The sequence below is a fragment of the Streptomyces sp. DG1A-41 genome (genome assembly GCF_037055355.1).
Lineage (GTDB): Bacteria > Actinomycetota > Actinomycetes > Streptomycetales > Streptomycetaceae > Streptomyces.
Window position 1 is genome coordinate 7,958,710 of sequence record NZ_CP146350.1, and the last position, 14,699, is coordinate 7,973,408.

At 70.7% G+C, this 14,699-nt stretch carries 11 protein-coding genes and 1 pseudogene; 3 read left to right on the forward strand and 9 right to left on the reverse strand.

Annotated features, from left to right (window positions below):
- The first annotated feature begins 1 nt into the window (after position 1).
- A complete protein-coding gene (locus tag V8690_RS36750) occupies positions 2–457 on the forward strand; it encodes a MaoC family dehydratase (protein WP_059421568.1) in 456 nt (151 codons plus the stop codon).
- A gap of 27 nt (positions 458–484) precedes the next feature.
- Here the strand turns inward: V8690_RS36750 and V8690_RS36755 are convergent, their stop codons facing one another.
- The 9 genes and pseudogenes from V8690_RS36755 to V8690_RS36795 all read right to left on the reverse strand — a co-directional run bounded on the left by V8690_RS36755 (position 485) and on the right by V8690_RS36795 (position 12,438).
- Entirely contained in the window at positions 485–1,312 is an 828-nt protein-coding gene (locus V8690_RS36755; protein ID WP_338784372.1) for a PaaX family transcriptional regulator C-terminal domain-containing protein, read from the reverse strand.
- A 24-nt stretch (positions 1,313–1,336) separates the two neighbouring features.
- Positions 1,337–2,185 carry a hypothetical protein gene (locus V8690_RS36760; protein WP_338784373.1) on the reverse strand — a complete coding sequence of 283 codons (849 nt, stop codon included), beginning with the start codon at positions 2,183–2,185 and terminating at the stop codon, positions 1,337–1,339.
- Between the two features lie 126 nt (positions 2,186–2,311).
- Positions 2,312–4,138: a LamG-like jellyroll fold domain-containing protein gene (locus tag V8690_RS36765; RefSeq protein ID WP_338784374.1), complete on the reverse strand. Its 1,827-nt coding sequence runs from the start codon at positions 4,136–4,138 to the stop codon at positions 2,312–2,314.
- Positions 4,139–4,211: 73 nt separating this feature from the next.
- Positions 4,212–7,146: pseudogene (locus V8690_RS36770) on the reverse strand (glycoside hydrolase family 2 TIM barrel-domain containing protein).
- The gene (locus tag V8690_RS36775; RefSeq protein ID WP_338785584.1) at positions 7,143–7,997 is read right to left on the reverse strand and encodes an alkaline phosphatase family protein; all 855 of its coding nucleotides are present in this window, start codon (positions 7,995–7,997) and stop codon (positions 7,143–7,145) included. The pseudogene V8690_RS36770 and the gene V8690_RS36775 overlap by 4 nt, the downstream one beginning before the upstream one ends.
- Before the next feature lie 210 nt (positions 7,998–8,207).
- Positions 8,208–9,056: a carbohydrate ABC transporter permease gene (locus tag V8690_RS36780; protein ID WP_338784375.1), complete on the reverse strand. Its 849-nt coding sequence runs from the start codon at positions 9,054–9,056 to the stop codon at positions 8,208–8,210.
- Positions 9,053–9,937, reverse strand: coding sequence for a sugar ABC transporter permease (locus V8690_RS36785; RefSeq protein ID WP_338785585.1), 885 nt, complete (start codon positions 9,935–9,937; stop codon positions 9,053–9,055). The genes V8690_RS36780 and V8690_RS36785 overlap by 4 nt, the downstream gene beginning before the upstream one ends.
- Before the next feature lie 124 nt (positions 9,938–10,061).
- Entirely contained in the window at positions 10,062–11,339 is a 1,278-nt protein-coding gene (locus V8690_RS36790) for an extracellular solute-binding protein (protein ID WP_338784376.1), read from the reverse strand.
- A gap of 61 nt (positions 11,340–11,400) precedes the next feature.
- Positions 11,401–12,438 carry a carbohydrate kinase family protein gene (locus V8690_RS36795; RefSeq protein WP_338785586.1) on the reverse strand — a complete coding sequence of 346 codons (1,038 nt, stop codon included), beginning with the start codon at positions 12,436–12,438 and terminating at the stop codon, positions 11,401–11,403.
- 128 nt (positions 12,439–12,566) lie between these two features.
- Between V8690_RS36795 and V8690_RS36800 the strand changes: the two genes are divergently transcribed.
- Together V8690_RS36800 and V8690_RS36805 are read left to right on the forward strand one after the other, a co-directional pair.
- Positions 12,567–13,331 carry a DeoR/GlpR family DNA-binding transcription regulator gene (locus V8690_RS36800; protein ID WP_338784377.1) on the forward strand — a complete coding sequence of 255 codons (765 nt, stop codon included), beginning with the start codon at positions 12,567–12,569 and terminating at the stop codon, positions 13,329–13,331.
- Positions 13,328–14,668 carry a 6-phospho-beta-glucosidase gene (locus V8690_RS36805; protein WP_338784378.1) on the forward strand — a complete coding sequence of 447 codons (1,341 nt, stop codon included), beginning with the start codon at positions 13,328–13,330 and terminating at the stop codon, positions 14,666–14,668. Before V8690_RS36800 ends, V8690_RS36805 begins: the two co-directional genes overlap by 4 nt.
- The last annotated feature ends 31 nt before the right edge of the window (positions 14,669–14,699 follow it).

The window sequence follows — 14,699 nt, forward strand, 5'->3', positions numbered from 1 at the left end:
CATGAGCATCACCGTCAACGGCCTCGACGAACTGAAGAAGCTCGCGGGCAGCGACCTCGGCACCAGCGACTGGATCGAGGTCACGCAGGAGCGGATCGACACCTTCGCCGACGCGACCGGGGACCACCAGTGGATCCACGTGGACCCCGAGAAGGCCAAGGAGGGCCCCTTCGGCGCCCCCATCGCGCACGGCTACCTCACGCTCTCCCTCTTCATCCCGCTGTTCACCGAGCTGCTGGACGTCCAGGGCGTGACGACGAAGGTCAACTACGGCCTCAACAAGGTGCGTTTCCCCTCCCCGGTGAAGGTCGGCTCCCGCATCCGGCTGGTGGCGAAGCTCGCCGAGGTCGAGGAGGTGCCGGGCGGCGTGCAGATCACCGTCGACGGCGCCATCGAGATCGAGGGCGGCGCCAAGCCGGCCGCGGTGCTCCAGAGCCTGTCGCGGTTCTACGCCTGAGGCCGAGTCCAGGCCTGAGCCCGCGTTCTACGCCTGAGGCCGCGCGGGCACCAGGTCGAGCAGGCGTTCCGAGGCGTCGCGCGCGAGCGGTGAGAGCCGGTCGTGCACCGCCCGGAACGTCTTCTCGGCCTGTTCCGCCGGCCAGTGGTCCGGCAGGTGCTTGACGGGCAGGCGCGGATCGCGCCGGACGATCCGCAGCCACTCGGTCTGGAGCCGCAGCCGCAGCACGAGCGAATCGTCGGCGTCCGGCAGTTCGTCCTCCCACGGCTGCCAGCGCCGTACGAACGCCTCGTAGCGGTCGGCCAGGTCGGACAGCTCCCACGTCTCCTCGATCATCTGGCCGATGTCCATCCCGGCGTCGGCGTGCGCCCGGAAGACCTTGACATGGGCGGACAGGCCGAGCTCGGCGACCAGCGCCGACACGTCGACCTCGCCCGGCGCGATCCACAGTCCGTTGAACAGCGGGCCGAAGCCGCTCCAGGTCAGCTGGGAGCGCAGGTCGTGGCGCTGGCGCTGCCAGGACTCGGGCAGGGAGAAGCCGAGCAGCGTCCAGGTGCCGTCCCAGTGCCGGTTGACGGCACCGGTCTGCCAGATGCGCCGCTCGCCGTCGCGCAGCACGGCTTCCGAGCGCTCGGTCAGCCCGAAGTACATCCGGCGGCCCTCGCGCTGGCGGCGCAGCAGGTCACGGTTCACCATCCGGGTCAGCGTGGAGCGGGTCGCCTGCTCGCCGATCCCGGCGCGGGCGAACACGTCGATGACGCTGCCCGAGTACACGCACACATCGCGCCCGAGCACCTGGTCGCCCAGGAACGTCAGCATGAGGGACTGGGGCCGCAGCGACTCTTCACCGGTCACGCGGCCCACCGTACCTCCGCTCGATCAGCGGGTGACCTGCTGGTACGCGTGGACGGCCGTCGTCACCGCGCACACGCCCGGCGGGATCATCTGCACGCGCAGGGTGCCGGTGCTCACGTCGTGGTCGACGCCCTCCGTCTCGAACGTGCCGGTGCACACGCTGCGCTGCGGCAGCGCGAACAGGCTGGTGACCGTGCCGGTGACCGGCTGCCCGTCCAGCCTGCGGGGCAGGTCGACCTGGAGCAGCGGGCGGATCTCCGGGAAGAGGGTGCCGGTCGCGTCGTTCGAGGCGCACAGCAGGCGGGTGTCCGTCACGAAGTCGCAGCCCTGGATGTCCCGCACGGGCTTGTCCAGGGTGATCCGCCCGGCCTCCTTCAGCTCCCCGCCGGTCTGCGGCGTCGAGGGGTTGAGCAGGGGAGCGGGGAACACCTGGAGCCGTCTCTGTTCGCCCCACTCGCCCGACACCAGCCACTGCGCGTCGGGCGAGACGGCGGCGAAGGAGTTGTTCAGCTTCTCGCCCGGGTTCAGCGGGTGCACGTACTCGTAGCGCTTCCCGGCCGGGGTGGTGACCGCGAACATCTTGGACGTGGCCGTGTCCGGGCCCTGGTAGGCGTCGAAGACATGGCCGCGCGCGATGTCCGGGTCACCTATGTGGTTCCAGCCCTTGGCCCGCAGGTTCAGCGGGATGGAGGCAAGACCGCGGTACAGCAGGGAGCCGTCCGCGCGGCTGGCCAGGCCCTGCCCGCCGCCGAGGGTGTCGGTGTACGCCGTGCCGGTCTGAGCCCACTGCGGGGCACCGGCGGCCGAGGCCGTGCCGGCGCCCAGCGCGAAGGCGCCCAATAACGCGATGGCGGCGAGCAGTTGACGTCTCATCGGGTCAGGTACCTTCCACGTCGACGAATACCGGGTTCGAATAGAACCACGTATCCGCCCCCGGGTCACCGTTCCCGGGCGGGTGCGGAACGGGCCCGTGCGGGTCGACCGACGCGCCTCGAAAACTCAGTGGTTCATAAAGGAGGTGACCGGCAGCGCCCGTTCGACGATCCGGACGTCGCCGAGCCGGCCGTGGAAGATCTGGTCGATCTTTCCGCCGTACTCGTAGCCGCCGAGCAGCCACGGCAGGCCGACGGAGGTGATGCCGATCGCGGCGGCCCTGGGATTGCGGACGACGGGGCAGCCCTCGACGTACATCGTCGTGCTCTCACCGTCGTTGACGACCGCCAGATGCCACCAGGTCTCCAGCGGCGTCTCCTGACCCCAGTTGGTGGCGATGCCCTGCTGGTTGAGCGGGCGCATCGCCCACTGTGGCTCCCGGTCGTTGGACAGGGACAGCGTGGCGAGCGGCTCGTCGGGGTCGTCGGCGGTCTTGCCGGCGGCGCCGCCCGTGCCCGTGCGGCCGACCAGGCCCGACCAGGCGTGGTGGTCCGGGTCCCAGTCGGCGGGCAGGCGGTAGAAGGCCTCGATGGTGTAACCGGCCTCGAACGTCATCGCGTTGAGCGGGGCGCCGTCGACCGTGCGCAGATACGCGCCCTTCAGCGGGGACTTGAAGCCCTGGAACTCCAGGCTGCCGTGGCCGGGCTGGTCGGGGTGGTGGTCCGCCGACCAGCCCAGCTCGCCGCCGCCCACCGTGGCGAGGGAGAGGTCGTTGCCGCGCCCGGACAGGTCCCGGACCGTTCCGGCCACGGGCCTCTCGAAGCGCCAGTACGCCACCGTGCCCGGGACCAGCATCTGCGGCACAGGCCGTACCGGTCGCGCGGGCACGGGCGCGAAGCCCGAGAAGCGCTCCTCGAAGTCGATCTCGACGGAGAAACGGTCGGCGTCGCCGCTCAGCTCCATCTCCTGCCGCTCCAGCTCGTTCAGGCCCTTCGCGGCCCGGCCGAGGATCCACGGGGAGACCGTCTCCACGTCGATGACGTTCCGGTCCAGGTCGAACCGGTAGAGGCGGATCATCGCCGCGCCGCCGAAGTAGCGGTTCTGGTAGTTCGTCAGATGCAGGTGGACATCGTGCCCGGCCGCGTTCTTCCGCGTCGCGCGGGCCGCGGGCCAGTAGTGCCCGTTGAGGGTGAGGAAGATCTGGTCGTGGTCCTCGATCAGCTGGTCCCAGAGCTGCTGCCCGTAGGCCGACAACGCGTCGTCCTCGACGACCAGTTCGTGCGTCGTGAGGATCACCGGCGTCTTCGGATGCCGCGCCATGACCTCTTTCGCCCACGCGTAACCCTGCGGCGACAGCCGCCAGTCCAGTGCCAGCACCATCCACTCCCGGCCGCCCGCGGTGAACAGGTGGAAGGTGTTGTAGCCGTCCGGTGAGGCACCGCCGAACGTCGGCTTCCCCTTGAACCGCTGCGGCCCGAAGGCCTCCAGGTACGGTGTGGCGCCGCGCTGGTCGGTCGTCGGCGACTTCACGTCGTGGTTGCCGGCCAGGACGCTGTAGCCGACGCCCCGCCGGTCCAGCAGCGAGAACGCCTCGCCGATGGCCGCGAACTCCTCCTTGGCGCCGTTCTGCGTGAGGTCCCCGAGGTGGGACAGGAAGACGATGTTCTCCTCCCTGCCGTGCTCCAGCAGATACCGCAGTGACGCCTCGACCGGCGCCTTGTCGATGCTCGGCCCGTCGAACAGGTACTGCGTGTCCGGCATCACGGCGAGGGTGAAGCGGCGGCTGCGCGGGTCGGGGCGCCAACGCGCCGGTGCCGCCTCTGCGGTGACGGCCGGCAGCGCGGCCACCGCCGTGGCGGCCGCGCCGAGCAGCGCGGCGGCGCGCAGGAAACCGCGTCGTCCGGCACCGGCCTGGGGGCCCTCGTCCAGGTCGTGGTCATGCGAAATGCACACGGGTGCTCCAACAAGGTGGCAGGAGGAAGTCTCGGTGAATCGACGAAGGTGACAGAACAGAGAGGGGGAGAACTCAGAGAACGCGCAGGGTCCAGCTCCAGCGATGGACACCGGCCGCGACGAGGTAGGAGGCGAACGTGTCGGGCCCGCACGACGCCGTGCCCAGCCCGCGGTGCGCCGCGTCGATGTGCACCACGCACCCGGCCCGCGGCACCAGTTCGTCGTGATGCGAGGCCGAGGCGAGGTCGGTCGCGCGATGGCGGGTCACGGAGACCTGGAGGGGCCGGTCCAGCCGCACCGCGAGCCCGGTCGCGTCCGGGGCGGACAGTGTGAACCGCCGTACGCCGTGGCGCCCGCCGCTCTCCTGGGGCCGCAGATACGGGGTGAACAGCTCGTCCACCGGCAGGGAGTGGTGGCCGACGGGCGCGCCCGCGCCCCGGTCCGGATACGACTCCCAGGGGTCCCTGCCCGAACCACTCCAGCAGGTTCAGCCCGGAGGCCGTCTCGAAGACCGACCCGACCCGGGCCACGTCGTCCAGCGCCTCGGGCAGCTCGGCGCACTCCTCCACGAGCAGCCCGCCCTCCACGGCCGTGAACACCTGCTCGTGGCGGACGGTCCCGCCCGGGCAGAGGTAGTCGCAGACCACCGCCACCCGTCCCGGGTCACGCCGTACGGCGACGACCTTGCGGGTGAGCGCGTCGAGCCCCCAGTCCCGCCAGCGGGCCGCCATGCCGCCCAGTTCGTCGTTGTCGGTGGGCGCCCGCCACAGCGACAGGGTGGGTCCGGCCGTCAGCAGCGGATGGACCAGCAGCCCGTCATCGTCGACCTCCACGGGGCGGTGCGTGACGGGGGCGTGTTGCACCGGGTGTGCCTGCCGCAGCTGTACCTGCGGCAGGCACACCACCGTGCCGCGCGGCGCCCACGGCTCGTCCCCGGCCGTCGTGACCCGCAGTGTCAGCCACGCCTCGCCGCCGTCCTCCGGCAGCTCGAACGGCAGCGGTACGGCGGCCGTCTCACCCGGCCGCAAATCGGGCAGCTCGGCGGTGGCGGTCAGCGTGCCGCCGTCGGCGAGGGACAGCTCCCACTCGCCGGACAGCCAGCCCAGGCCCCGGAAGTGCTGGTGATTGCCCAGGACGACGCCCTCGTGCCGGAAGCACTCGATCCGCACCGGCGCGGCGATCTCCCGGTGCTCGAACAGCACGGGCTTGGGCGTGCGGTCGGGGAAGACGACACCGTCGGCGATGAAGGCGCCGTCGTGGTCGGTCTCCCCGAAGCCGCCGCCGTACGCCCAGCGATGGCCGGCCGCGGCGACACCGTCGTGGTAGAGCCCGGCGCCCCCACGCCCGGCCGGTCTGCCGTCGTTCACACGCTGGAGGATGCCGTGGTCCCAGAACTCCCAGATGAACCCGCCCTGAAGACCCGGGGTGGCCTCGATGGCCTCCCAGTGGTCCGCGAGCGTGCCGTTGCTGTTGCCCATGGCGTGCGAGTACTCGCACTGGATGAGCGGCTTGGTCTGCGTCCCGGACATGGCGTGCGCGATGCACTCCTGAAGCGGCGCGTACATCGGGCAGGCGATGTCGGAGGCCAGGTCCGGATCGGCCCAGCCGCGCTTGGCCGCGCCCTCGTACTGCACCGGCCGGGTCGGGTCGTGCCGGCGTACCCAGCCCGCCGCCGCGTCGTGGTTCGCGCCGTAGTCGGACTCGTTGCCCAGCGACCAGATGATGACGGACGGGTGGTTCTTGTCCCGCAGCACCATCCGCGCGACCCGGTCGACGAAGGCGCCCAGGTAGCGCGGGTCGTCGGCGATCTCGTGCGCGTGGTCGTGGGACTCGATGTCGGCCTCGTCGACGACGTAGAAGCCGAGCTCGTCGGCCAGGTCGTACAGGGCCGGGTCGTTCGGGTAGTGCGCGGTGCGGATCGCGTTGAAGCCGAACCGCTTCAGCAGGACGAGGTCCGCGCGCATGTCGTCGTACGACACGGTCCGCCCCGTCAGCGGATGGAAGTCGTGCCGGTTGACGCCCCGGATGAACACGCGCTCGCCGTTGACCAGCAGGTCCCGGCCGGTGATCTCGACGTCACGGAAGCCGATCCGGTGGCGCGAGGCGTCGGCGACCGTGCCGTCGGCGTGGTGCAGCCGGACGGTCAGGCCGTACAGCTCGGGCGTCTCGGCGGTCCAGGTGCGCACGTCCGGTACGGCGGCCCGCAGCAGGGCCTCGCCGAGGAAGCCGGAGACGCGCTCGTCCTCGGCGTTTCCCCGGTCGAACTCCGCGTCCTGGGTGAGCAGATGCCCGTCCAGCTCCCCGCTGACGTACCAGCCCTCGGGCAGGGCCCCGTCCGAGTCCCGCACGAGGCAGTCCACGCGCAGGTCACCGTCCCGCCGGGCCCGCACGGTCACGTCCGCGAGATGCAGCGGGTCCCGCGCGTACAGCAGCACCGAGCGGGTGATCCCGCCGTGCCACCACTGGTCCTGGTCCTCGATGTGCGAGGCGTCCGACCACTTCACGACGGTCAGGCGCAGGACGGCCCGCTCCCCGGGACGCACCACCTCGGTCAGATCGAACTCGGCGGCCAGGTGGGAGTCCTTGGAGATTCCGACCGGCCGCCCGTCCACGTGCACCAGCAGCACGCTCTCCGCCGCCCCGACCTGGAGCACGATCCGCCGCCCGGCCCACTCGGCCGGCACGTCCACCGCGTGCTCGTACACGCCCGTCGGGTTGGCGGCGGGCACGTCCGGCGGGAACTCGGCGAACGGCATGCGGACGTTGAGGTACCGCGGGAGGTCGTCCGTGCCCTGCATGGTCCACACGCCGGGCACGTACGACGACGACCAGACCTCCCCGAGCGGGGCGTCCGGGGCGGGCAGCAGCTGGAAACGCCAGTCGCCGTCCAGGGAAACGGCCCCGGGCCGCCGGTCCACGGCGTTCATGGGCAGGCGCCCCCAGGAGGTCACCTCGGGCGCCTGCCAGGGGCGCAGGGCGATCAGGGGGTCGGGGAGTGCGTCGGTCATGACCATTCCGGAGTAGGTGCGGTGGGCCGGGGCAGCACACGGCCCGGCAGGCCCCAGGCGGGGTCGACGGGGATGCCGAGACGGTCCAGGACGGTGGGGGCGATGTCGATGAGGCGGGGCGTGTCGAGCCGGGTGCCCGCGGGCGGGCCGGGCTCGGCGAGGACGACGAAGACCTCCTGCTCGGCACGCGTGTCGCCGCCGTGGCCGCCGGTGTCGAGGTGACCATGGTCCGTGGTGACGAGTACGGTCCAGTGCTCGTGGGCGCGCCGCGCGTCGATCGCCTCCAGCAGCCGCCCGAGGTGGGCGTCCTGGGTGAGAAGGGCCCGGTCGTAGGCGGTGGAGAGGGGGCCGGTGGCGTGACCGGCCTCGTCGGTGGCGCCGAAGTACACGAACACGACGTCCGGGTCGTCCTCGGTGAGCCAGCGTGCGGCGGTGTCGGCGACGAGGCCGTCCGCGGTCGCGTAGCCGTCGGATTCGCCGTCGTGGGCCACACGCCGGCCGATGGTGGGACCGAGGACGCCGCGGCGGACCAGCTCCGGCCAGGACACCACGGCCGCCGTGCGCAGACCGGGCCGGGCGGTGCCGGCGCGGCTCAGGAAGTCGGGGTAGCGGGTGTAGTCGGCGCCGGTGAAGTCGTTGCCGGTCACCCCGTGACGGTCGGGCCACACCCCGGTCAGCACGCTCGACCAGCCGGGCCCGGAGTCGGTGTAGGCCGTGCCGGTCGACGGTCCGCCCTCGGCCCGGCCGTAGGGCAGCACGCTGGTGCCGTGGGCGCCGGTGGCCATCAGGCCGTGCAGTACGGGTGCGGTGGCGGGGGACCGGATCAGCCGGTCGTGGCGGAGCCCGTCCATGCCGACGACGAGCACCTTGGCGCGTGTGCTGCCGTCGGCGTCGATGTCCGTCACTGTTTGCCTCCCTCGTCGCTCGTGCGTGCTGCACCGGCCGGATCGACCAGGAGCTCGGGACCGCCTGCCCGTTGTCGGCGGCGCGTCCGCTGTGGCTGGTCGCGCCCACGCGGCGGAACCGCATATCGACACAGACCCGGGCCCCTTGGGGGCGCGTCAGCTGCCCTGCACCGCTCCCTCGGTGGCGCCCGCGATGAACCCGCGGGCGAAGAGGGTGAAGACCACCACCAGCGGGACGGACGCCATGAGCACGCCGGCCATGACCATGCTGTAGTCGGTGGTGTGGCCGACATGGAGCTGGGCGAGCGCCACCTGAAGGGTGAGGTGGCCCGGATCGGTGAGCACGACGAGCGGCCAGATGTAGTCGTTCCAGGCACCGACGAAGGCGTAGATGGCGAGGAACGACAGCGCGGGTTTGATCATCGGCAGCACGATGTTCCAGTACTGGCGGAAGAAGCCCGCGCCGTCGATGCGCGCGGCGTCGAGGAGTTCGTCCGGCACGCCGTTCTCGATGTACTGGCGCAGCCAGAAGATGCCGAAGGCGTTGGCGAGGGCGGGCGGGACCAGCGCCTTGAGCGTGCCGACCCAGCCGAGGTCGGACATGAGGATGAACTGCGGGAGGATGGCCAGCTGGAGCGGCAGCATCATGAACCCCACCAGCATGGCGAACAGCACCTTGCGTCCGGGGAAGTCGAACTTGGCGAAGGCGAAGGCCGCCAGGGAGTCGACGAACAGGACCAGGACGGTGGTGACGGTCGCGACGACGAGCGTGTTCAGCATCGACCCGAAGAAGTCGATGGTGTCGAGCACGTGCCGGATGTTCTCCAGCAGCTGGGAGCCGAAGGTCAGCTTCGGCGGGCTCTTGTAGATGTCCTGGGTGGTGTTCGTCGCCATGACGATCGTCCACACGAACGGGAAGACCGAGATCACGACGGCCAGGACGAGAACGATGTGCGCGGTCAGGCCCTTGGGGCGCCGGGACCGCCTCGTGACCGCTGCGGTCATGACTTCCTCCCGCGCTGGACGAGGCGCCAGTTGACGGCGACCAGCACCATGATCAGTACGAAGAAGGCCCACACGATGGCCGCGCCGTAGCCGTAGTCGTTGTTGACGAAAGCCGACTGGTAGAAGTACAGCAGCGTGGTCAGGCCCGCCTGGCCCGGGCCGCCGAGGTTCGGGTTGGCGGCGTTGCTGCCGAACAGGACCTGGGGTTCGCTGAAGCTCTGCAGGCCGTTGATGGTCGAGATGATGACGGTGAACAGGATGATGGGCCGCATGATCGGCATGGTGATCTGGAAGAACGTGCGGACGGGTCCGGCGCCGTCCAGCCTGGCGGCCTCGTAGATCTGCGTGGGGATGGCCTGCAGACCCGCGAGGTAGATGATCATGTTGTAGCCGGTCCACATCCAGGTCATCAGCAGCGCGATGACCAGTTTGATCAGCCACGGGTTGCTCAGCCACGGGACGGGTGAGATGCCGACGGTGCCCAGGATCGCGTTGACCAGGCCGAAGTTGTTGCTGAAGACCGCGCCGAAGAAGATCGACACGGCGACGATCGAGGTGACGTTCGGTATGTAGAGGGCGATGCGGTAGAAGCCCTTGAAACGGCGCACCGAATGCAGCAGCGTCGCCAGCACCAGGGCGCCGAACAGCGTGGGGACGGTGGACAGCGCCCAGATCACCAAGGTGTTGCGGATCGACATCCAGAAGACCGGGTCGTCCCACAGGAACCGGAACTGGTCCAGACCCACGAACTGCATGGTGCCCATGCCGTCCCAGCGCTGGAAGGCGAGGTACAGCGAGTAGAAGACCGGGAAGAACGAGAAGACGCCGAAGATCACGAAGAAGGGCGAGATCGCCAGGTACTGCCGCCAGTGGGACAGCACCCCGCGACGTGTCGGCCGCACGGTGCCCGCGGGCGGCGTGCGCCGCGGGCGGAAGCGGGCCGGGCCCGGCCCGCCCCGGTGCCGTGGCACCGAGGCGGGACCGGTGACCGGAGGTGACGTCACCTCACTTCACCCCCTGTCGCCTGGCGATCTGCTTGGCCTGGGCGACCGCGTCCTTCCAGGCGTCGTCGGGCTTCTTGCCCTTGGCCTCGATGTTGGTCAGTTCGGTGAAGTAGGGGGCCATGACGGCGGCGTCGGCGGGTGCCTCGTAGCTGGCCGGGATGGCCTTGGCGGCCGGGCCGAAGACCTCGATGACCTTCTGCCCGCCGAAGAAGGGGTCGCCGCCCGTCATGGCCGGCATGGAGTACGCCGCCGGCGCGGCGGGGAAGATCGCGGCGTCGGCGAAGCCGCGGGCGTCGTTCTCCGGGCTGAGGATCCAGCTGATGATCTTGAATGCCTCTTCGGGGTTCCGGCACTGCTTGGGCAGGGCCAGGTAGGAGCCGCCCTGGTTGGCCGGTCCGCCGGGCGTCGCGCAGACCCGCCACTTGCCCTTGGTGTCCGGGGCGGCCTGCTCGATGTCCAGCGCGTGCCAGGCCGCGCCGAGTTCGGTGGTCAGGCTCTTGCCGATGGCGGCGTTCCAGGTGTTGTCGTTGATCTTGGCGTCGATGCCCAGGGAGTACGGGCGGACCGCCGTGTTCCACGCGGTGCGGATGTGGTCCTGGTCGCCGATGAAGCGGTTGTTCTTGTCGATGAACCGCTCGGTGCCCTGGCCGACCGCGATGTTGAACACCGAGCTGATGTTGTTGACCAGGTAGGTGCCGGGCAGCTTCTTCCGCAGCTCGGTACCCAGCGCGAAGTAGTCCTCCCAGGTCCCGGCCTCGGCGGCGACCTTCTCGGGGTCGGTGGGCAGCCCGGCCTTGTCGAACAGGTCCGCGCGGTAGAAGAGCGCGGTGGGACCGATGTCGATCGGGAAGCCGATCTGCTTGCCGTCCTCGGTCTGGGCGAGTTTGGTCTTCCAGTCCAGGTACTTGGACGAGAGCTCCTTGAAGCCCAGGTCGTTCAGGTCGAGGAAGCGGTTCCCGTTGGGCAGGAAGGACGCCATGTCCTCGCCCTTGATGCCGGTGATGTCGGGCACGGAGGTGCCCGCCGCGAGGGTGGTGGTGAGCTTCTGCTTGAAGTCGCCGCCGATGGAGGCGGCGGTCAGCTTGACCTGGCCGCTGAAGTGCGTCTTGGCCTCGGCGACCACCTTGTCGCTGAGCGCACCTCCCCAGTACCACAAGGTGAGGTTCTTGCCGTTCTTGCCGCCGGCCGAACCTGAGCCGTTGCCGCATGCGACGGTCAGACCGGAGGCGGCCGCGGTGAGCGCGGCGGCCTGGAGGAAGCCTCTACGAGAAAGGTCCACGGGTCACTCCTGTTGTTCCTGTTCGACGTGCCAAGGGGCGTGAGGGTCAGTACCGCCGCTCTCAGGCGCGCGGGCCGACCGGCGTGTGAGGGGCCGGCGGGGTGACGGGGGCGTGACGCACGGGCGGGCCGACGTCAGCCGGGATGCGGTCGGCCAGGAAGCCGTACGCGCGTCGCAGTTCCGGGTCGGTCAGCGAGCTCCACCAGCGGTCGACTCCGTACCAGCCCGGGGCCGCGAGGGCACCACCGTGGTGCTGGACCGACAGCCCGGAGGCGAGCACCGCGAACCGCAGCCGCTGCTCCAGCGGCCAGCCGCCGAGCGAGGCCGCGACGAAGCTCGCGCCGAAGACGTCCCCGGCACCTGTCGCGTCCACGACATTGATGTCGAGGGCGGGAACCTCCGCGTACTCGCCGGTGATCTGGTCGACGGCGATCGCGCCGTCCCCGCCCCGCGTCACGACGGCCACCGGCACCAGCTCGGAGAGCGTGCCGAGCGCCGCGACCGCGGTGTCGGTGCGGGTGTAGGCCATCGCCTCGGTCTCGTTGGGGAGGAAGGCGTGGCACAGGGCGAGCTGGTCCAGCAGATCCGTGGACCACTCCTGGGCGGGGTCCCAGCCGACGTCGGCGTAGATCTGTGTGCCGTTCGCCGCGGCCTTGGCGAGCCACTCGCGCGGCTGGGCCTCGATGTGGACGAGAGCGGTGCGTGCCTCGGGCGGGTCGCCCATCAGCACGTCCTGGGAGTACGGCGGCTCCTGGCCGTGGGTGATCAGGGCCCGGTCGTGGCCGTACGCGACGGAGACGGTGACCGGTGTCGGCCAGCCGTCCGCCGTACGGGAGAGCGAGAGGTCGATGTCCTCCTGGTCGCAGAGGACGTCCCGGCAGTGCTCGCCGTAGAAGTCGTCGCCGAACACCGTGGCCAGCGAGGTGCGCAGGCCGAAGCGGCCCGCGGCCACCGCCAGGTTGGCGATGCCGCCCGGGCCGCAGCCCATGCCCGCCGTCCAGATCTCCTCGCCCGGCGTCGGCGGCTTCCCCAGTCCCGTGAGGACGAGGTCGTAGAAGAGCAGCCCGGTCAGCAGCACATCGGGCCGGTCGTCGTCCACGGAAGCGTCCTCTCGGTCAGAATCGCTCATCTCGGTGCACGGAATCGTGCGCCGCTCCGGGAGTTTGGTCAATACCTGAGCAGAAGCGAGCATAGAAATGATTGAAGATGACGAGTAGTGTGCGCGGCGTGCTGGCAGAACGACGACACCAACTCATCCTGCGGGCCCTGCGCTCCGGCGGGCCCGCGTCCGTGACCGACCTCTCGGAGCAACTGGGCGTGAGTCCCGCCACAATCAGGCGTGACCTGGTCAAACTGGAAGAAGACGGGCTGCTGACGCGCGTCCACGGCGGCGCCGTGGTCGAGGAGGGCGACCAGCCCTTCGCCGAGGTCGCCGAGGTGCGCGTGGCCGAGAAGGACGCCATAGCCGAACGTGCGGCGGCCATGATCAAGGACGGCCAGTCGGTGCTGCTGGACATCGGGACGACGGCCTACCGCCTGGCCCGGCAGCTGCACGGCCGCCGGCTCACCGTGATCACCAGCAACCTGGTGGTCTACGAGGAGCTCGCCGACGACGAGGGCATCGAGCTGGTCCTGCTCGGCGGCATGGTCCGCCGCGAGTACCGCTCCCTGGTCGGCTTCCTCACCGAGGACAACCTGCGCCAGTTGCACGCCGACTGGCTCTTCCTCGGCACCAGCGGTGTGCGGCCCGGCGGCCAGGTCATGGACACGACGGTCGTGGAGGTGCCGGTCAAGCGCGCCATGATCAAGGCAGGCGAGAAAGTCGTGCTACTCGCCGACGCGGCGAAGTTCCCGGGGCACGGGATGGCGCAGGTCTGCGGTCCCGGGGACCTGGACGTGGTGGTGACGAACGAGCCGGTCGATCCGGCGACGCGGGCCTCTTTGCAGGAGGCAGGCGTCGAGGTCGTCGTGACGGGAAGGGTGCAGACGTGAAGCTGACCATTCTGGGCGGCGGAGGATTCCGCGTGCCGCTGGTGTACGGGGCGCTCCTCCAGGACCACGCCGAGGGCCGGGTGACGCACGTCGTCCTGCACGATCCGGATGCCGCGAGACTGTCCGCGGTGACGCGTGTCCTCGCCGAGCAGGCGGCCGGCGTCCCCGACGCGCCCGAGGTGACCGCCACCACCGATCTGGACGAGGCCCTGCGCGGCGCCGACTTCGTGTTCTCCGCGATCCGCGTCGGCGGCCTGGAGGGCCGCGCGAACGACGAGCGGGTGGCCCTGGCCGAGGGTGTCCTCGGCCAGGAGACGGTCGGCGCGGGCGGCATCGCCTACGGCCTGCGCACCGTCCCGGTCGCCGTCGACATCGCCCGGCGGGTCGCCCGCCTGGCGCCGGACGCCTGGGTCATCAATTTCACCAACCCGGCCGGCCTGGTCACCGAGGCCATGTCCCGCCACCTCGGCGACCGCGTCATCGGCATCTGCGACTCTCCGGTCGGCCTCGGCCGCCGCATCGCGCGCGTGCTCGGCGTGAAGAACCCGGGCGAGGCGTGGATCGACTACGTCGGCCTCAACCACCTGGGCTGGGTGCGCGGCCTGCGCGTCGCCGGCCGCGACGAGCTCCCGCGTCTGCTCGCCGACCCGGACCTGCTGGGCTCCTTCGAGGAGGGCAAGCTCTTCGGCGTCGACTGGCTCCGGTCCCTGGGCGCGATCCCCAACGAGTACCTGCACTACTACTACTTCAACCGGGAAGCCGTGCGCGCCTACCAGCAGGCCGAGAAGACCCGCGGCGCCTTCCTGCACGACCAGCAGGCTCGCTTCTACGCCGAGATGAGGAACCCGGACGCCCCGGCGTGGAAGGTCTGGGACCAGACCCGAGCCGAGCGCGAGGCCACCTACATGGCCGAGAACCGCGAGACCGCCGGCGCCGGCGAACGCGACGAGGACGACCTGTCCGGCGGCTACGAGAAGGTGGCCCTCGCGCTGATGCGGGCGATCGCCCGGGACGAGCGCACGACCCTGATCCTCAATGTCCGCAACCAGCGCACCCTGTCGGTCCTGGACACGGACGCCGTCATCGAGGTCCCGTGCCTCGTCGACGCCAACGGCGCCCACCCCGTCACCGTCGATCCGCTGCCCGGCCACGCCACCGGGCTGGTCTGCGCGGTCAAGGCGGTCGAGCGCGAGGTGCTGGCCGCCGCCGACTCCGGCTCCCGCGCGACCGCGGTGAAGGCATTCGCGCTGCACCCGCTCGTCGACTCCGTCACTGTGGCCCGCAGGCTGGTCGAGGGCTACACCGAGGTCCACCCCGGACTGGCGTACCTTAGGTGAGCGCCGTTCGGTAAGCGCTTTCCCGCCGCTC

Bases quoted from the DNA above. Each gene is read 5' to 3' on its own strand.
- V8690_RS36750 (WP_059421568.1), top strand. From the start codon at position 2: ATGAGCATCACCGTCAACGGCCTCGACGAACTGAAGAAGCTCGCGGGC.
- V8690_RS36760 (WP_338784373.1), bottom strand. From the start codon at position 2,185: ATGAGACGTCAACTGCTCGCCGCCATCGCGTTATTGGGCGCCTTCGCG.
- V8690_RS36775 (WP_338785584.1), bottom strand. From the start codon at position 7,997: ATGGACGGGCTCCGCCACGACCGGCTGATCCGGTCCCCCGCCACCGCA.
- V8690_RS36780 (WP_338784375.1), bottom strand. From the start codon at position 9,056: ATGACCGCAGCGGTCACGAGGCGGTCCCGGCGCCCCAAGGGCCTGACC.